This window comes from Candidatus Izimaplasma bacterium HR1, assembly GCA_000755705.1.
Lineage (GTDB): Bacteria > Bacillota_I > Bacilli_A > Izemoplasmatales > Izemoplasmataceae > Xianfuyuplasma.
Window position 1 is genome coordinate 1,779,341 of the sequence record CP009415.1, and the last position, 17,803, is coordinate 1,797,143.

General features: G+C 31.4%; 21 protein-coding genes. 2 read left to right on the forward strand and 19 right to left on the reverse strand.

The features are described 5' to 3' along the window. Positions 1-23 precede the first annotated feature (23 nt). Positions 24-254, reverse strand: coding sequence for an acyl carrier protein (gene acpP / locus KQ51_RS08700; RefSeq protein WP_038471273.1), 231 nt, complete (start codon positions 252-254; stop codon positions 24-26). A 300-nt stretch (positions 255-554) separates the two neighbouring features. Between acpP and KQ51_RS08705 the strand changes: the two genes are divergently transcribed. Further along, complete coding sequence (locus KQ51_RS08705) at positions 555-1,466, forward strand: nucleoside hydrolase (protein ID WP_052609419.1); 912 nt, start codon at positions 555-557, stop codon at positions 1,464-1,466. 40 nt (positions 1,467-1,506) lie between these two features. Here KQ51_RS08705 and KQ51_RS08710 read toward each other — a convergent pair whose 3' ends face one another. The 10 genes from KQ51_RS08710 to KQ51_RS08755 form a co-directional block, all read right to left on the reverse strand. Further along, positions 1,507-2,646 (reverse strand): MFS transporter, encoded by a 1,140-nt coding sequence (locus tag KQ51_RS08710; RefSeq protein WP_038471274.1) that lies wholly within the window; start codon positions 2,644-2,646, stop codon positions 1,507-1,509. Continuing rightward, positions 2,646-3,440 (reverse strand): energy-coupling factor ABC transporter ATP-binding protein, encoded by a 795-nt coding sequence (locus KQ51_RS08715; protein ID WP_038471275.1) that lies wholly within the window; start codon positions 3,438-3,440, stop codon positions 2,646-2,648. Before KQ51_RS08715 ends, KQ51_RS08710 begins: the two co-directional genes overlap by 1 nt. 8 nt (positions 3,441-3,448) lie before the next feature. Further along, positions 3,449-4,288, reverse strand: a complete 840-nt coding sequence (locus tag KQ51_RS08720; protein WP_038471276.1) for an energy-coupling factor ABC transporter ATP-binding protein — start codon at positions 4,286-4,288, stop codon at positions 3,449-3,451. A gap of 1 nt (position 4,289) precedes the next feature. After that, entirely contained in the window at positions 4,290-5,054 is a 765-nt protein-coding gene (locus KQ51_RS08725) for an energy-coupling factor transporter transmembrane component T family protein (RefSeq protein WP_052609420.1), read from the reverse strand. A 66-nt stretch (positions 5,055-5,120) separates the two neighbouring features. Continuing rightward, a complete protein-coding gene (locus tag KQ51_RS08730) occupies positions 5,121-5,702 on the reverse strand; it encodes a hypothetical protein (RefSeq protein ID WP_038471277.1) in 582 nt (193 codons plus the stop codon). Between the two features lie 54 nt (positions 5,703-5,756). After that, positions 5,757-6,728: a nucleoside hydrolase gene (locus KQ51_RS08735; protein ID WP_052609422.1), complete on the reverse strand. Its 972-nt coding sequence runs from the start codon at positions 6,726-6,728 to the stop codon at positions 5,757-5,759. Next, on the reverse strand, positions 6,728-7,696 hold the full coding sequence (locus KQ51_RS08740) for a nucleoside hydrolase (protein WP_052609424.1): 969 nt from the start codon (positions 7,694-7,696) through the stop codon (positions 6,728-6,730). The genes KQ51_RS08735 and KQ51_RS08740 overlap by 1 nt, the downstream gene beginning before the upstream one ends. Then, positions 7,693-8,661, reverse strand: coding sequence for a nucleoside hydrolase (locus tag KQ51_RS08745; RefSeq protein WP_038471278.1), 969 nt, complete (start codon positions 8,659-8,661; stop codon positions 7,693-7,695). The genes KQ51_RS08740 and KQ51_RS08745 overlap by 4 nt, the downstream gene beginning before the upstream one ends. Continuing rightward, on the reverse strand, positions 8,658-10,478 hold the full coding sequence (gene rbsK, locus KQ51_RS09905) for a ribokinase (RefSeq protein WP_081909955.1): 1,821 nt from the start codon (positions 10,476-10,478) through the stop codon (positions 8,658-8,660). The genes KQ51_RS08745 and rbsK overlap by 4 nt, the downstream gene beginning before the upstream one ends. Before the next feature lie 405 nt (positions 10,479-10,883). After that, positions 10,884-11,450, reverse strand: a complete 567-nt coding sequence (locus KQ51_RS08755) for a GNAT family N-acetyltransferase (RefSeq protein ID WP_038471279.1) — start codon at positions 11,448-11,450, stop codon at positions 10,884-10,886. Between the two features lie 79 nt (positions 11,451-11,529). Here KQ51_RS08755 and KQ51_RS08760 point away from each other — a divergent pair, with 79 nt between their 5' ends. Beyond that, positions 11,530-12,123: a hypothetical protein gene (locus KQ51_RS08760; RefSeq protein WP_038471280.1), complete on the forward strand. Its 594-nt coding sequence runs from the start codon at positions 11,530-11,532 to the stop codon at positions 12,121-12,123. A gap of 22 nt (positions 12,124-12,145) precedes the next feature. On the opposite strand, the gene KQ51_RS08765 is transcribed toward KQ51_RS08760, so the two are convergent. From KQ51_RS08765 to trmB, 8 genes are all read right to left on the reverse strand, one after another. After that, the gene (locus KQ51_RS08765; protein ID WP_038471281.1) at positions 12,146-12,841 is read right to left on the reverse strand and encodes an ABC transporter ATP-binding protein; all 696 of its coding nucleotides are present in this window, start codon (positions 12,839-12,841) and stop codon (positions 12,146-12,148) included. 1 nt (position 12,842) lies between these two features. Next, complete coding sequence (locus tag KQ51_RS09550) at positions 12,843-13,208, reverse strand: GntR family transcriptional regulator (RefSeq protein ID WP_052609426.1); 366 nt, start codon at positions 13,206-13,208, stop codon at positions 12,843-12,845. Continuing rightward, a complete protein-coding gene (locus KQ51_RS08775; RefSeq protein WP_038471282.1) occupies positions 13,186-13,959 on the reverse strand; it encodes a hypothetical protein in 774 nt (257 codons plus the stop codon). Before KQ51_RS08775 ends, KQ51_RS09550 begins: the two co-directional genes overlap by 23 nt. Positions 13,960-13,962: 3 nt before the next feature. Continuing rightward, positions 13,963-14,610 (reverse strand): hypothetical protein, encoded by a 648-nt coding sequence (locus KQ51_RS08780; protein ID WP_038471283.1) that lies wholly within the window; start codon positions 14,608-14,610, stop codon positions 13,963-13,965. 106 nt (positions 14,611-14,716) lie between these two features. Further along, complete coding sequence (locus tag KQ51_RS08785) at positions 14,717-15,460, reverse strand: type III pantothenate kinase (RefSeq protein WP_038471284.1); 744 nt, start codon at positions 15,458-15,460, stop codon at positions 14,717-14,719. 4 nt (positions 15,461-15,464) lie between these two features. Then, positions 15,465-16,031, reverse strand: a complete 567-nt coding sequence (locus KQ51_RS08790) for an ECF transporter S component (RefSeq protein ID WP_038471285.1) — start codon at positions 16,029-16,031, stop codon at positions 15,465-15,467. A gap of 62 nt (positions 16,032-16,093) precedes the next feature. After that, complete coding sequence (locus KQ51_RS08795) at positions 16,094-17,158, reverse strand: M42 family metallopeptidase (protein ID WP_052609428.1); 1,065 nt, start codon at positions 17,156-17,158, stop codon at positions 16,094-16,096. After that, complete coding sequence (trmB, locus tag KQ51_RS08800) at positions 17,158-17,802, reverse strand: tRNA (guanosine(46)-N7)-methyltransferase TrmB (protein WP_038471286.1); 645 nt, start codon at positions 17,800-17,802, stop codon at positions 17,158-17,160. The genes KQ51_RS08795 and trmB overlap by 1 nt, the downstream gene beginning before the upstream one ends. Position 17,803: the final 1 nt, after the last annotated feature.

Sequence of the window (17,803 nt, forward strand, 5' to 3'; positions counted from 1 at the left end):
AAAAAAATACTCATAAATGAGTATTATTTTCCTTGTGCAATTAAATATTCAACAATATCTGAAACTGCTTTGATTTTTGTAGCTTCACTATCAGCAATTTCAACATCGAATTGTGATTCAACTTCCATGATTAATTCAATAGCATCTAGACTGTCCGCCCCCAAGTCATCAGTTAAGTCAGATTCCATTTTGATTTCATCTAATTCGATTCCTAATTCTTCTGCGATTATTTCTTTAACTTTTTCAAAAACCATAATTCTCTCCTCCAAGGTCTAATTAATACTTATTATAGGTCTTAAGCAACGTTTTGTCAATGAGGTTAAATCCCTAATAGTATTTTTCTATATAAAAATATATTTTTGCTTTTGTAATCTGTTCTCTAAATACTACTGGGACATACTTTAAGACTCTTAAATAAGTTAAATTATTTACAAGTATGAACTCATGAGATTATTTAGTAATAAAATCATATCCATCCCTATTTTATCACAAATAAACACATTTTATATGTTATAATTAAATTAACTTATTTTCCAAAAAAAGGAGACCTAATTATGCGAAGAATTATTATAGATACTGACACTGCTAGCGATGATGCTGTAGCTATTATTATGGCTATGAGATCACCTCTTTTTAAAGTTGAAGCAATCACTGTTGTTGCTGGGAATATACCCATTGATTTGGCTTGTAAAAATGCCCTGATTTCCGTTGAGAAATCTAATACTTATCATGCACCTGTCTATAAAGGCGCTTCAAAGCCTATTGACAGAAAATTACACACTGCAGAGTTCGCTCACGGGTTAAACGGTATGGGTGACATTGAATTAACTGAACCAAAGCAAAAACTAGAAGACAAACATGCTGTTGATGCAATTATTGAATTAGTAGCTAAGTATCCTTATGAAATAGAATTAGTAGCAATCGGTCCTTTAACTAATGTTGCACTAGCTATTAAGCAGAATCCGAATGTAATGAAGAAATTAAAAGGCATCTTTGTCATGGGTGGTAACGGACTAGTCGAAGGAAACATCACTCCCTATGCTGAATTTAATTATTACGTTGATGGTTTAGCCGCTAAAATCGTTTCTAACTTCAATATTACAATTACTCAGTTACCTTGGCATACTTGTTTAGAAGGCGTTTATGTTCGTGATAATGATGTTACGAGAATTAGTGAATTGAATGAACTTGGAAAGTGGGTTGTTGATATTAATTCAAGTCTAATAAAATACAGTAATGAAAATCATAATATTAACGGGTTTGTTGTTTGCGATGCTGGAATCATTGCTTTAATGATTGATCCAAGTATCGGAACTAAATATGTCGAAGCATCTAGTGATATCGTCATTGATAACGAGGAACACTATGGTGAGCAAGTAACTGTTGATGGTAAAACCAATTATAATGTTTGCACCAATATGAGTTATGAAAGATTTGTCGATTTATTAATTGAACTATTAGAATAAAAAGAACCGACTCACTTTAGAAGTGAATCGGTTCTTTTTTTTAATTGAGTCGAGATTTAAATTTTATAGTTCCATAATAGAAAGTTATAAATGTTAAGATTAATGCTACAAAGGAAATAACGACATTTCCTGAGAAATTCCATTTTTCCATTACAATAGGCGCAACTAAATTTGTAAAGACACCTGCTGCTGCCATACTCATACTAAGAACAGCTATATAACTATTTACACCAACATCATACATTTTAGATGATACAGGGAAGAATAATCCCCATATAATGTCATAACCAATCCCGAAAAGAATTCCGGCTATAATAATGACAATATCTATATTGAATAGAAATCCTAGCATTGCGAAAGTTGCGATAACAATACCAACTTTTGCCATTCGAAGTTTTCCGACTTTATCGCTAATTAATAAGATAAGGATTGCTGCAAAGATTGAACCACTAGCAACTATTGTAAACATCATACTAGCTCGTTCTACTGAGTAACCAATATCTTGTAAATGTGTACTTAAATAATTAAAGAAGAATACACTAGGTACTGATAACATAAATGTTGCTGTCATCATTAAGATTACATTGCGATCTTTCATCATGTTTTTCAAATCACCAAGACTTATATCATTCTCTCCTTTAATTTCCTTTATAGGAATTAGAAGCAGTAATAAAATAAATGTTGCGATTGCTAATGAAAGATATAACGCAGAGATATCAAAGTACTGAACATAGAATGTACCAATTATTGGAGCAGCAAACATCGCTCCGGCAAAGGCAAATTTATATATTCCACTAACAATACCTAAATGATTGTAACTAATAATTTTACTTGAGTAAACAATTACTAATGTAGTTATCGCATAATATCCTAAACCAATAATACTTCTACCTATAAAATAACCTACAGCTGAAGTTACAACTGAGTTCATAAAAGCACCAATTATAAAGAATACTACACTACTAATAATAAATCTTTTCAGCCCATATTTATCCGCTAGATAACCAATGATTGGTGTAAATACACCCATAAAGGTATAACCAACGAATAGCCATGAAATATGATTTCTAGAAATACTATATTTATCTGCTATTTGTGGGCCAAGAGGCATCACTATACTAAACTCAACAACAGTAACGAATGTTAAAAGAGTTAGAATAACAATTGCATATTTCTTCACTATTTTCTATATTTCTCCAAGAATTCGTCAATGTTAACTATTCCAGTAATTCCTAGTTCGTTCCCTAGTTTCGAAATACTCGGTTGCTTAAGATTTGCTTTTTCTAAGACATCAAAGTCCCAGAATACATCATGACTGTTTGAATCAGTTACGATTTTTTTATTTGCCATTACGATAATTCTTTCGAAATTATCAATAACAAATTCCATATCATGAGTAATGATTATAACAGTTTTATCTCTTTTGATTAATTCATCAATGATTTTACTTTGTAGTTTTAAACCATCAAGGTCTTGTCCTGCTGTTGGTTCATCAAGAATAATATATTCACTACCCATAGCAATAACACAAGCTATTGTAACAAATTTACGCATTCCAAATGGTAAATCATATGGATTACTTTTTAAGAATTCAGTAATTCCACACATTTCAGCAGCATCTTCAACTAATTCTTTGACTTTGCTTTCACCCAATTTGTTGTATCTAGGGTTATAAGCTATTTCATCAAATACAGTTCTATTAAATAACTGATCTCCAGGATTCTGGAAAACATATCCAACTTTTCTTGAAATTTGTGCTGTAGTTAATGTACTTAAATCAACATCATCAACTGAGATAGTACCTTCTGTAGGTCTAAGTAAATTGTTCATCATTTTTACAAATGTTGTTTTACCAGCACCATTTTGTCCGATAATAGCGATTTTTTCACCATGTTCGATATTTATAGATACACCATCAATAGCACAGAAACCATTCGGGTAGTTAAATACCACATCTTTTACGATAATTCCCATATTGGCACCTACTTCTTAAATACTTTAACTGCATCTTTTAATACAGTTGGTATTTTTTCGATTTTTTGTACTTCTTTATTATAACGAATACCTAACTTAGCAACTTGTGGTAAGTTAGTTCCATATTCCATAACTTTTTCATTAGCAAAGATTTCATTAGTAGGACCATCAAATATGATTTTCTTATCACTAAGTAAGATAACACGATCAGCGTATTCTGCTACTTGATCTATTTTATGTTCTACTAAGATAATTGTTTTCTTTTGCTCTTTTAATAATTTGATAATTTCAAAGATTTCTTCTGTACCTTGAGGGTCTAATTGTGATGTTGGTTCATCAATGATTAAAACACCTGGATCCATTGCTAAGATTGAAGCAATAGCAACTCTTTGTCGTTGTCCACCACTTAATTCAGCTGGATGTTTATCTTGAAGATCTTCAATTTTTAATAATTTGATTGTACTTTCAATTCGTTCAATCATAAGATCTCTTGGTACACCTAAATTTTCTAAACCGAAACCAATTTCTTCATAAACAGTTTCTTTAATTCCACTGTCTTGAATAAACGGATTTTGGAAGATGTAACCAATTTTGTCAGCTAATTCACTTAATTCCGTGTCAGGAATTGATTCTCCCCTTAAAAGGATTTCTCCTGATAATTTACCGGTATTTAAATGAGGAATAAATCCTCTTAAAAGATTACACAAAGTAGTTTTCCCTGAACCATTTTTACCAGCGATTGCTACAAATTCACCTTCATAGATATCTAAACTAATGTCTTCAAATACTTTTTCTTTACCTATTAAATATTTAAATGATACGTTCTTCATTGATAATACTGGTTGCATATTACATACCTCCTAATGCTGGAACATATGTCCATACAATATAAGCAATACATAATAGACCAACCACTACTGGTAAAATCTTATCTAATGTATTAGCTTTGATTTGACGATAGAATGTGTTTTTACATGTTGCCGAGAAAGCTCTAGCTTCTAATGTTTGTGCCTTATCTCCGATGTCAGTGATACTTGATATAATTAACGGACTCAATGTTGGTACGAAAGCTTTAATACGTACTAACAAATTTCCTTCAGTTTCAATTCCACGTGCTCTTTGAGCTTGCATAATTACTTTACTTCTTTTGTTCATTTGCGGAATCATTTGCAATGAAGCTAAGAATACATATGCTGCTCCGTTTGGCATCCCTGTTTTTTGTAATGAAACCATTAGATCACTAATGTTTGTAGTTTCAAATACAAGTAATAATGTAGTTAAAAACGATAAGATAACAGATGTTATACTTAATGCATTGTTTAATCCACCTTCTGTTAATACTAAAAATTTCCATTCCCACATAACTGCACCTTCTGGTACTAAGAATGCTTGAATTAAAAAGATAAACGAGAAAAATATAATTGATACTGATAAAACTTTTTTGAAATATGACCAAAATCTTCCATCAATTAATGCTAAGAACATTGTTAATGGTAGTAAAAACATGTATCCAAATTGCCATGTTTGAACGATGATTGAGGTTGTTCCCAATATTAGCGCAATACTTAGTTTCGCTAAAGGGTACATCCTAGATATGATACCTTTTTTAGACATAAGCCCAACTCCTTTTTCAATTTATCAAGAGACTCATTTCTGAGTCTCTTGAAATGTATTGTGTGTTTATTCTTCTACGTATAGAGGCCCTAGTGGGAATCTTACTAATGTTGATACTGGAATAGCTTTGATAATAAAGAATACTAAGAATGTTGATAAGAATTTGTCAACTGTTTCAGTGATTAAAGCAGAAGTTGAAACTGAAGCCCATAATCCTTGTCCAGTAGTTAAGATGAATGCTGTGATTACAGATCCTCCACCACCACCAGCGATTCCACCGAATAAAATTGTAGTAATTGGAACTGCTGTTAATAAAGCTGCTGCCCAAATTCCAACTGCAGTAACTGCAGTCCATTTGATTGATTTGAAGGCACCTTTTTTAGCAGCATAACCAGCTACTGCACCACAAGCGATTTGAACGATTGCGTAAGGGATCCATGTTGGTGATGATAATCCTAAGATTAAGTTAGTAACTAACCCTGTAACCATTGCAGGGATAGGACCAGCAACTGCACCTACTAAGATAGTACCAATCATATCTAAATACATTGGTAATTTCAAAATACTAGCTAGTTGCCCACCGATAAAGTTTACCGCGATTGCGATAGGGATTAAGATTAAAGTCATTGTAGTAAAACTTTTTTTCATAATTTGTTCTCTCCTCTTTTTAATTTATTTTTACATTCTATGAATGCTTAAAGCCTAACTTTTAACGTGTTTCTTGAATAGAAGACCTGTGTCTTCTCCAAACACTAAATCAATAAAATTCTCTTTATATTTTCTTACATCTACGTCGATACCTACATAGGCATTCTTTTTAGCCTCTTTGTTTAATCCTAAAGTATCGACTACTGTTTGTCCAATAAAATCTTCAGTAGCTACTTCAACATTTGCATGAACTGTAGTTAATAAGGAATGATCCATCATATACATTACTGTTAGCAAGTCATGAATAGTGTTCCCGATTACACCTGATTCTAAGAATCCTAGTGCTTCCATTGTGTTCATTTCAACATCAAAGATAAATTGTCCGATTTCTCCACCTTCTAGTTTTAAAAACCAGAAATCATTCGGTGAGAAATATGATGGATGAGTAACGTTTAATCCAACCATGTGTAGTTCGACAAACTCTCCTAATTCAAACATCATTTTTGTAGCTTTTCCATCAAACCAATAGTTGAACTCAGCAACAGGATTCATATTACCTGAATGAACTCCTCCACCCATTGAATAAATGGCTTTTACTTTTTTCATTGTTTCTAAATCTTTTTCGATTGCCAAAGCGATATTAGTAACAGGTCCAATTACAAGTAATTCTACTTCATTTGGATTAGCTCTTACTGTTTCTAAAATGAAATCAACAGCATGTTGATCACTTAAATCAGCCATATCATATGCTAAGTCAACACCACCCATACCGTTTATACCATGACAACTATCATCTTCAGTTCTAAGATAACGAGGTTGCATACTTACTTCAGCACCTCTATATACTTTACAATCTATATTACAGAATTTAACTAATCCAAGAGCATTTCTTGTTGTCGTTTCAATTCCTTTGTTACCTGCTACAGTTGTAATTCCTAAAATATCAAAATCTTTTTGTTTACTAGCAGCAATAATTGCTACTGCATCATCAGTACCTGGGTCTGTATCAATAATTATTTTTCTCATTATTTCACGTACTTTCTATACATTTCAGCAACTTCTTTACCAAATGCTATTTCAAAGAATTTTTCCTTATATTTTCTTGCATCTACTTTCATAGGTACATAAACATTTTTAGGTTTTTTCCAACTATCAACTAAATCTACTACTGTTTGGCCAATAGTTATCCCTTTAGTAGAAACTTCTAAGTTAGAATGATATATTTCCTCACTTGGGCAAACTGTAGGATCAATTGCATATATTACAGCTAGTAAGTCATGAATTACACAACCTGTATAGCGACTATATTTCCAATAAGATTCTACATATGGAGTAATCATCGAATATAATAACTCACCTAATTCTCCACCAACCATTCTCATAAACTCTAAATCGTTTGCCGTAATTACTGAATTATGAGTGATATCTAATCCAATCATATGGATTGGAACATGATATCCTAGATCAAACATTTCTTTTAATGCTTGAGCATCATACCAGTAATTGAATTCTGCGACTGGGGTAATATTCCCACGGAATACTCCACCACCCATAGAATAAATGGCTTTTACTTTTTTCATTGTTTCTAGGTCTTTTCTACAAGCTAGTGCAATGTTAGTAACTGGTCCAATCACGATTAATTCGATTTCACCTGGGTTCTCTTTTACTGTTTTTAAAATGTAATCAACAGCATGCATATCAGATAGTGAGTTTTGATCAAAATCTAATTTAACTCCTCCTAAACCGTCAGTACCATGAGTTTCTCCAGCATCATCAGCTACTTTTAATAGTGATTCACTAGCTCCTTTATATACTTTGCAATCATAATTCATAAACTTAACTAATTTTTGAGCGTTAGTTGTGGTAAACTCGATTCCTTTATTTCCTGCAACTGTACATATTCCCATTACTTTCATATTAGGATTCTTCATTGCTGTAACTATAGCGTAAGCGTCATCTATCCCCGGGTCTGTGTCAAATATTATCTTTCTCATAATATATAACCTCTCTTTTTCATTAGTCTATAGTCTTCAACATGTTCAGGAAAAATTGTTTCAAAGAAGATATCAAAGAATTTTGTTTTATCTACATCCATACACATTTTAGCGTTATATGGATATAATTTTTGGTATTCAACTGGTAAGTTAAATCCAACAACTGATTCACCGATACAAATACCTTCAGTTTGAACATCAATAGCACAATCATAACTTGTTAGTACGGTTCTGTCGATTAAGTAGGCAACTAGTAATGGATCATTAATGATACATCCTAATGTTCTTTCTTGAGCCCAGTGGAAATCAACATAGAACTGTGTAATATTATGTACGTATTCAGCAACTTCACCACCGAATTGTTTAACCATTTCTCTCATGTTTGGTGAGAATAAGATATCGTAAGTTACATCAAGTCCTGCCAATGTTACATTTGGTAAATTAGCTTGGAATACTTGTTTTGCTGCATCTGGATCTACCCAGAAATTGTATTCAGCAACTGGTGAACAGTTACCGTGAATTTTTGCAGCTCCACCCATAATTACAATTTCTTTTATTTTCATCATTGTTTCTTTATCTTTTTGAATAGCTAGTGCGATATTAGTTAGTGGTCCAAGGGCACATATTGTGATTTCACCTGGATGTTGTCTTATCATATCTAAGATATAATCAACAGCACCATCTTTCGCAACTCGTTTTACTTTATAATTCATTCCGCTAAGTCCATCACTACCGTGAGTGTCTGTCGCGTCAACATATTCTTTAAATAATGGTAGTTTAGCTCCTTTATATACAGGAACTTTTTTACCAGCCATCTCACAAGCTTTTATTGCATTTACACTTGCTTGATTAACTTCTACATTTCCACTTGCTACTGTGATTCCAACGATATTAAGTTTTGATTTTAGTGCAAGTAAGATCGCAAGAGAATCATCTATCCCTGGATCGACATCGAGTATAATCATTTTACTTCCTCCTTGAAAGGCATAGAAGTTTGTGCACCTAATTTTTGGACAGCCATTGAAGCAACTTTGTTTCCATATTCGATTGCATCTTGTAACTTCATACCATTTACGATTCCAACACTTAGTGCTCCATTGAATGAATCACCAGCTCCTGTTGTATCGACAACGTTTACTTTATGTGAAGGGATGTTTATGATTTCTTCACCATTGTAGAAATCAACACCATTCGCACCTTTAGTAACGATCAGTTTATTTGGGTATTTCTTTAAACACTCTTCATAGTTTAAATCAAATAATTCAGCACATTCAGTTTCATTTGGAGTAATGTAAGTTACTTTCTCAATTAAATCAATTGAAATATCTCTTGCTGGTGCTGGATTTAAAATTGTTTTAATTCCTTTTTTGTAACAAAAATCAATAACATACTCTACTGTTTCAAAAGGAATTTCTAGTTGTAATAAAACTAAATCTGCGTTTTCAATAACCGCCAAATTCTCATTTACTACTTCTTTTGTTACTTCACCGTTTGCTCCTTGAACGATAACTATTGAATTATCCTGTTCAGCTACAGTGATCATTGCGACACCAGTTGGTACCCCATCAATCTTTTTAATGTACTTAGTGTTAACTTTATTATCTTTGAAATTAGCAATAGATTCGTTTCCATTTGCGTCGTTTCCAACACAACCAATAAAGTTTACTTTTGCACCTAATCTAGAAGCACATACTGCTTGATTAGCCCCTTTACCACCATGTAGCATGTTAAAGGTGTTTCCTATAATTGTTTCCCCGGTTTTAGGGAATTTGAAGGTTTCTGTTACCATATCGGTATTAATACTACCTATGACAACTATATCCATCTTTTTACCTCCTTTAGTAGTACCTCGTTTTTTAAGTTTTGTCTCTAATACAATATTATCAAAATCAGACTCCTCTGATTCCATCAATCTAACTAATACATCTGCTGCTTTTTGTCCTAAACCAGAAATCGATTGTGAAATAGTTGTAAGTTTAGGATAAACAAGTTTAGATATTGCAATATTATCAAAACCGATAACCTGAATATCTTCTGGAACTTTGATGTTTTTTTCAAAACATTTATTCATAAATTTAATCGCTTCAATGTCTGCCCATACAAAGACACCATCAAAGGATTTTATATATTCGATATCGTAATCACTTTTAACGGAAATTGTTTCATATTCAATTCCTTCACTAGAACAAACATCGATAAAAGCTTTATTTCTAATAACAGCAGTTTCAACATTGAAATCACCATGAAGATGAACTATTTTTTTACATCCACTATTTATTAAATGATGAACTGCCTTAACAGCTCCACCATAATGATCACTTGTTACACAAACAACTGAAGTGTTTTTTATATCCATTCTATCGGTTGATACAATAGGTATTCCACAATCAAGTAACCGTTGTGAAATATAACCCGTACTAGATATAACACCATCGATACGATTTGATATAATCATATCAATATAATTTTCCTCTTTTTCTCTATTTTCATTTACATTACATAAAATCATTTTATAACCACGTTCATTTAAACTATGCTCGATGTTTTCTGCAAGTTCTGGAAAAAAGGCATTTGAAATACTTGGTATTAATAAGGCAACAGTATTAGATTTTTTACTTTTAATAGATTGTGCTGCTGCGTTTGGATAATATTGCAACTCTTCCATCGCTGCAACTATCTTTTTAGAAGCCCCAACTGATACATACCCTTTTTTATTTAAGTATCTAGAAACAGTCGATACTCCAACGCCTGCTTTCTTAGCTACATCTTTAATGGTTTTCATAGTTTCACCCCGAAATATGGTAATGGTTCCATACAAGAATAATATATCACAATGTAACCGTTGTCAAAGACTTTTTTATTAATATATTTTTCACTGTTTTTTATCACTTATGATACATAACAATGATTCTATTTCATTTCTTAAACTGGTTTACATCTAATCACCAAGCCTTGTAAAAGAAGACAACGTCTTAATCAAGCCGTTTAAGAGAGAATATATTCGTTATTTCACCTTCAATTGAGCAGTTTAACTTGCTAAAGTAGTCAATATGGCATAATAACGGTAAAATGATTACTTATTTTTTTCGCTTAATTACCTAAAAACCACCTAATTATGGTATCGTTATCATAACTATAATAACTATCAATAAAAAAAAGAAGCCGAAGCTTCTTTTACTTTATTCTGTTATTTTAGCAATTGATAATCCTCTTTTGTCATTTCATATTCCTTTACTTCTATTTTGCTTTTCGGATGAACCTTATTCTTAATATACTTAAAACCACACTTTTCAATAACTCTTCTAGATCCTGTATTACCTATCATATGTCCGATATTAATTTTATTAAGTTTAAGGTAGTTGAAGCCAAGTTCTAACAAAGCTTTACAAGTTAATGTCATATAACCTCTACCCCAATAATCTCTATTTAGCACATATCCTATTTCACCAACTAATGTATCCCAGTTGATTTTAAAGATATCACAAGTTCCGATCATTTGACTGTTTTCTTTGAAGACAATAGCGTAAGCGCTAGGAACTCCTTTTTCAGGGCGATTTAGAAATACATTCTTCACAGAATATATTGCCTCACTTAAATCTTTAAATGTATCCCACATTAGTGTTCTCGTTACTTTTTCATCACTACCGTATTTATATATGTCTTTATAATCTTCATAAAGGACAGGTCTCAAAACAATATCTCCTAAGTCTTTGATTGGCAAATCTTTTAAATACTCTAAACTTGGTTGTATCACATTATCAACTCCTTTTAATTATTCTATCACAAGACGAAGTAATAATGTTATAATATCTAAAGAACGGTGGGTGAATTTTATGATTGATGGTTTTAGCTATGAACCAGGGATTAATATAAATCATGATTTAATATTAATGATTATCCTGATTATTGGAACATCTATTTCCCTTTGGAGTGTTTTTTATGGTTTACCATATCTTTTCAAAGCGGATAAAGAAAGACAAGCTAGAAAAGAAAAATTCTGGGTTAGATTCATTATTAAGTTAATACTATCATTGTATCCAATGGCTACATTCATCGGATTACCAATAATGTTCAGTTTTATGAGTTCAATGTATTTAGTATTTTACATAATTATCTATCCTTTTGATCCAGAAGTTATTATTAATTTTATTGTGTTTTTCTCTTTCATATTTATATATATAGGTTATCTATATTTCTTTATGAAGAAAATAAATAGTAAACTTGATTCGATTCTCGTCAATTCTGTAGAATTTTATGCGGATTGGGATTTAACTCCTAACTTAGGAACCGGAAACGAGAAAACTAGAAAAGCATGGCGCAAGGAAGATTCTAATCGTGCTGTTTTGTTTTATAAGATAATGATTCACTTTTCAACTGTACCAACTGTGATTCTTATCATTGTCAATTCGTTAATAGAAAGTATATAAAAAAGAGGCAAACTTGCCTCTTTTATTTTTTCTTGTTGCTTTTCACTGTTTCAATAAACCATGTATATAATGATTCATTCTTTTCTTCTTTTATTTCTTCAACACTTTTAGTAATCAATAAATGTGATTTATCAATTAGTAATACGTAATCTAATAATTGATCCATATCGTGAAGTTCATGTGACGAAACGATAACAACACTTTCTTCTATATCAATTACACTAATAATATTTTCAACAATATCAGTTCTAGTGATTACATCAATACCACTAAACGGTTCATCTAGAATATAGACTTTCACTTTTCTAGAAACACAAAGTGCGAATCTAAATGCTTTTGATTTTCCAGTTGATAGATTCTTTACTTTCCCATCTTTTTCAATTTCGAATTTTTCTAATATATTATCTAAAACTTCTAAATCTAAGTCTTTATATGTTAGATTAAAAAACTCAATATTTTTTTTAACAGAACCAGAAACCAACATATCAAAATCAGGCATGTAGCTTATATTATTTAATCTTGTATTATCCTCAAAATTCTTACTAATTGAACCTTTATCTTTATTAATGAAATTAACTAACAATTTAATCAATGTTGTTTTACCAGCCCCATTTGGTCCAATAAGTCCATATACATTTCCTTTTTCAAAATGAAAGTTAAAATCTGTTATCCCTTTTTCTTTTCCGTATTTTTTTGTCAAATCTTGTACGTTAATCATCCTATATATCCTCCTTAGTTAACTTTGCGATGTATTTTGATATCTCATCATCTGAGTACAGTAATGTTTTCATATACTCAAGATATTCTTTTGTATTCTCTAAACCATGTTTAAAGTGTAGTTCTTTAACTACCTCTATATCATTGGTAATAACACTTCCTACACCAGGTTTACGGTTTATTACTTTATTATCATCTAAGTATTTTGTTACTGATTGGATTGTTTTTGGTGTAACTTTATAAGTAACACTTAACTCTCTAACACTTGGTAATAAAGTTGCTCTTTTTATTTCCTCATTTAATACTTTCAATATAAGATCATGGGCGATTTGAATATATATCGGTTTATTTTTGATATAATTCATCATCGTGTTTCCTTTCAATATTATTCAAATAAATTCCGTAAGTGATAACTATTAATATACCTACAATACTTATTGCACCCACAGCATAAGTATTTATGTTAAACATTTCAAAGAAGATTGGGAAAGCAACTATATATACAGTTCCTAAAACTCCAAGGAAGCCAAAAATGTATAAATAATTTAAGACTTTAAATAGTTTTATATTTACATTCGGGTAAAGGTTTTGCACTTTATCAAATATTATTTCTCTTCTTTCTTTCATACTCAAATCTCTATTATTAAGATTAATATCAACTTTGATTGAATTTATTATAGTTGTCATTGGTCCAATAGTAGCTTTTGTGATAAACAGGAAGGTAAATATACCAATGAATGAAAGACTAAAAAAATCAGGTTTTATTAATAATGTAACAACTATGAATGGCAACAACCTTAACCCGGTATAAACAATATTATAAAGGATGAAGTCAGACATTTTTATACTTAATAACTGAAGATGTGTTTTCAACCGGCTTATCACAGGTTTAGTAATTGAATAGTCAGACCCGTTGGCAAAATAGTAACTTAAATTGAACAAACTATATCTAAATGCTTCAGCCATAACAGCAATCCATGAGAACAAGTAAAAGGCAAAAGCATCATCACCGTTATGCTCTCTTGTAAGTAATGTTATTATATAAACAGCAAATGCTAAGAGGTACACTACTAATATTCCTAATGAATTTTTCTCTTTATGTTTAAATAGTTTCCACATAGGTTACACCTCCAATTTCTTTTCTACAACTTTAGAAGCTAAAACAAAAAGTAGGACACTCCCAATTCCAATCGCAGCAAAAACAAAGATTAATAAATATGGATTTAGGAATATCGAAATTACTATAGTTACAACAAATAAAACATAAGCAAGTAGTAATAAAGCTACTTTAATACTTCCTCGCTTCTTACCGTGTAAGGCCCCACTGTAGAAACCCATAGTCACAAACAATGGACTTAAGAAGTATCCTGAAGCGATACTTACAAAGAAAAATAAGAATTCTGAGTTATAAATAAAATACATTCCAAGGTCAAAGATGAACACTGTACCTAAGAATGCAACTACATTCTTCAAACAATAAAAACTTTTAATATGATATTTAAATACTTCCGAAACAGGAATCATATAGTATCTAGCCTTTTGGTAAAACTCTAAACTATATAGTTGAAATGGAAATATTGTACCTAGAACCGCAAATGGAAGAATTCCAATCATTATGTGAAGTTCTCCGACTTCACTATTCTGAGTTATTAGCGATTCAAATAAACCCGCTATAACAAGGAAGAAGATTATTACTAAGTTTATTATAAACATCGTCTCTTTTAAATTCTTTCCATTTAAGTGTATTAATTGATCTAATTTTTCATTCATTTGTAGTTCCTCCGTTATACTTATGTAATACAGTACGGTATTACTATAACACAAGTTATATTTTATTGTCAAATATATAAATAAAAAAGAGGCAAAATTGCCTCTTTTATTTATTCTTGTTGTAGATTACTAATAATCCTTTTAGTAATAATAGATCATCAAAGATAAAGTTTTCTGTTTGTAGTACATCTTTTACAAATCTTGAAGCTCCACCTGTAATAATTACTTCCACATCTTTTTTGGTTGATTGTTTAATTCTCTTTACCATACCTTTAATCATTTCACTGTTTCCAAAAATAAGTCCTGAGTTTAAAGCATCAATTGTATTTGAACCAAGTGCTTTTGTTGGTGTTCTAAATTCAAATTGTGATAATTGAGAAGCATTTCCAACTACTGCATTTTTTTGAGTTACTAACCCAGCACAAATCGCGACACCTTTTATAACTTTTTCTTCAATCAAAGTAAATGTTGTAGCAGTACCCATATCAACAACTATTGCGTTTTTTGAATAGTTTTCAGTAACAGCTGCTGCGCTACTTACGATATCACTACCAACTTCTTTTGGGTTATCGGTAATAATCTTAATCCCAGTTTTAACACCCGGACCAATAAACATTGCGTCTAAGTTTAAATATTTTTGGACTAAGTTTTTGAAGATAATATTTAATTCAGGAACAACACTTGAAATAACAAATGCTTTGGCATCAAAGATGATATCTTTTAAAATAACAAAATACTCATCTACTGATTTTGTTTTGTCGGTGTTATAACGGTACATTGTGCTAAAGTCTGCACCATCATGTCTTGTTACGACGATATTAGAATTGCCAATATCAACTAAAATAATCATGAAATCACTCTTTTCTTAAGTATACGAATAGTCTGTTGGCGATTGGTGCACCAATGATGGCAGCAATAATTGCTTCAAAGAATCCATTTGAAAGTAAAATTCCCCAGATAAATCCGAAGATACCAGTTAATGCGGCATTATCAATTCCAAAGATCCAAAACATTACTAATACCATAATAGTATGAGCGACTGTAGCTAATACAAAACTAATCATTGTAGCTACTAAGTTATTACTTATTTTTTTGTTGAAAAATTCATACAGTAAATAAGCAACATAACCAAATAATAATCTTGGTAAAACAGAAACTAGGGGATTTTGGAAAACAAAATCAGATGGTAATACTGGTCTAAGTAACGCGATCATTAGACTTGATAAACCAAAGATTAGTCCTAAGTAAATACTTACTCTTTTTCCTCCTGCTGCTCCACCTATTAAGACTGGGATATGGATAATTGTTAGTGATACTAATCCAATTTGAATATATCCTAGCCATGGTATTAAAGCCATTACTAAAATAATAGCTCCGAAAACACCCGTTAAGGCAATTTCTTTTGTTCTTGTGTTTGTCATTTCTTTTCTCCTTTTTAGGCCTTTTTATAGGTCCCGTAATTTGAATATATGTTTAATTTTAATTAAACGTTTTTTTTGATTTGCTCAACAGTTTCATTGTTGAACATTTTGATAATTTTATAGGCGATTTTTTTCACTTCTTTATAATCGTCTGTTGAAATCATCGAAGTTGTTGAATGGATATATCTCGCTGGCATACCAATTGTAGCTACTAGTGTTCCACCATTAGTTAACTGGACACGAGCTGCGTCAGTTCCACCCATTGATTTATAATATTGGTATTTAATCCCGTCTTCTTCAGCGGCATTAATAATAAACTCTTTCATACCTTGATGCATAATAGCACTAGGATCATAGAATCTAACTAAGAACCCCTCTCCTATTTTACCACTAACATCGTCTCCACCAAAGGAATCTGCGCAAGGTGAACAATCGATAGCAATAAATACATCTGGTTTAATTAGTCCTGCTGCTGTTTTAGCTCCTCTTAATCCTACTTCTTCTTGAACGGTAGCTCCAACATATAATTCACAGTCTAAATCTTCTTTTTTAATATCTCTAGCGATTTCTAAACTCATACCGCAACCAAAACGATCGTCCCATGCTTTACTAAAGATTTTCTTTCCATCTTTAGAAACAGTGTAGTTATTATGTGGAATAACTTGTTGGCCGATCTTAATTCCTAGTTTTTCAGCATGTTCTTTATCATCTGCGCCTATATCTAATTTTAAATCATTAAAGGCAATTTTACCATCAGGTTTTGCACCTCTTGATAAATGTGGCGGTTTCGAAGCCGTTACACAAGGAATTTTTTCTAAGTCATCAGTGATGATATTGAAATGTTGTGATAAGAATACATCACCGTGTACTCCGCCAAGACTAGAAATTGAGACAAGTCCTGATTTCTCAATTCCAGTAACAATAGCTCCAACTTCATCCATATGTCCTGCAACCATTACTTTAGGTCCCTTAGAACCTTTATTGATAACACCAAAGATACTACCTAATCTATCTTCTAATATTTCTTCAACATATGGTTCTAGATTTTTCTTCATATAAGCTTTAACTGGTGCTTCAAAACTAGGAGCACCTGGTAAATCTACTAAATCTCTGTATAGTTTGTCCACTATTTTTCCTCCTTGAAAGTACAAATTATTTTATTTATTTTAAATCCTTTTTGGCTGAATTTTTCTTCAAATTCAGTCATAATGTTTTCAACATTTTCTTGATGTAAATCATAAGATAAATATTTAATATTCATTGGGTATTCCTTAATACTTTCAACTGAATAATCAAAGAATACTATATTATCCGTCTTAAAGTGAACTTCACCATTTTTAACTAATAAGTCTTCATAATAAGCTAAGAATCTTTTAGAAGTTAGCCTTCTTTTTTGGTGGCGGTCTTTAGGCCAAGGATCACTAAAATTCAAATATACTCGTTCAACTGTGTTAACGTCTAATAATTCTTTTAAATCGATAGCGTCAGCACGTAATAAGTATAAATTATCTAATGGTTCATCCAATATTTTTAGTAATGCTTTGACAATGGCACTATCAAATTTTTCAATCCCAATATAATTTATATGGGGATTTTGTTTGGCTAAAGTATAAACAAATTGTCCTTTACCCATTCCAATTTCTAAATGGAGGGGTTGATTGCTTTTAAACATTTTGTTTAAATCTAGTTTCTTGTTATCTGTGTTGTCTATAATATACTCTGGGTTATTTTCAATTAACTCTCGAGCATTCTTTACATATCTTAGTCTCATA

Coding starts and splice junctions, on each gene's coding strand:
- KQ51_RS08720 (WP_038471276.1), bottom strand. CDS start 4,288: ATGCAACCAGTATTATCAATGAAGAACGTATCATTTAAATATTTAATA.
- rbsK (WP_081909955.1), bottom strand. CDS start 10,478: ATGAAAACCATTAAAGATGTAGCTAAGAAAGCAGGCGTTGGAGTATCG.
- KQ51_RS08705 (WP_052609419.1), top strand. CDS start 555: ATGCGAAGAATTATTATAGATACTGACACTGCTAGCGATGATGCTGTA.
- KQ51_RS08730 (WP_038471277.1), bottom strand. CDS start 5,702: ATGAAAAAAAGTTTTACTACAATGACTTTAATCTTAATCCCTATCGCA.
- KQ51_RS08735 (WP_052609422.1), bottom strand. CDS start 6,728: ATGAGAAAAATAATTATTGATACAGACCCAGGTACTGATGATGCAGTA.
- KQ51_RS09550 (WP_052609426.1), bottom strand. CDS start 13,208: ATGATGAATTATATCAAAAATAAACCGATATATATTCAAATCGCCCAT.
- KQ51_RS08715 (WP_038471275.1), bottom strand. CDS start 3,440: ATGGGAATTATCGTAAAAGATGTGGTATTTAACTACCCGAATGGTTTC.
- KQ51_RS08790 (WP_038471285.1), bottom strand. CDS start 16,031: ATGACAAACACAAGAACAAAAGAAATTGCCTTAACGGGTGTTTTCGGA.
- KQ51_RS08765 (WP_038471281.1), bottom strand. CDS start 12,841: ATGATTAACGTACAAGATTTGACAAAAAAATACGGAAAAGAAAAAGGG.
- KQ51_RS08760 (WP_038471280.1), top strand. CDS start 11,530: ATGATTGATGGTTTTAGCTATGAACCAGGGATTAATATAAATCATGAT.
- trmB (WP_038471286.1), bottom strand. CDS start 17,802: ATGAGACTAAGATATGTAAAGAATGCTCGAGAGTTAATTGAAAATAAC.
- KQ51_RS08785 (WP_038471284.1), bottom strand. CDS start 15,460: ATGATTATTTTAGTTGATATTGGCAATTCTAATATCGTCGTAACAAGA.
- KQ51_RS08745 (WP_038471278.1), bottom strand. CDS start 8,661: ATGATTATACTCGATGTCGATCCAGGGATAGATGATTCTCTTGCGATC.
- KQ51_RS08725 (WP_052609420.1), bottom strand. CDS start 5,054: ATGTCTAAAAAAGGTATCATATCTAGGATGTACCCTTTAGCGAAACTA.
- KQ51_RS08780 (WP_038471283.1), bottom strand. CDS start 14,610: ATGAATGAAAAATTAGATCAATTAATACACTTAAATGGAAAGAATTTA.
- KQ51_RS08740 (WP_052609424.1), bottom strand. CDS start 7,696: ATGAGAAAGATAATATTTGACACAGACCCGGGGATAGATGACGCTTAC.
- acpP (WP_038471273.1), bottom strand. CDS start 254: ATGGTTTTTGAAAAAGTTAAAGAAATAATCGCAGAAGAATTAGGAATC.
- KQ51_RS08775 (WP_038471282.1), bottom strand. CDS start 13,959: ATGTGGAAACTATTTAAACATAAAGAGAAAAATTCATTAGGAATATTA.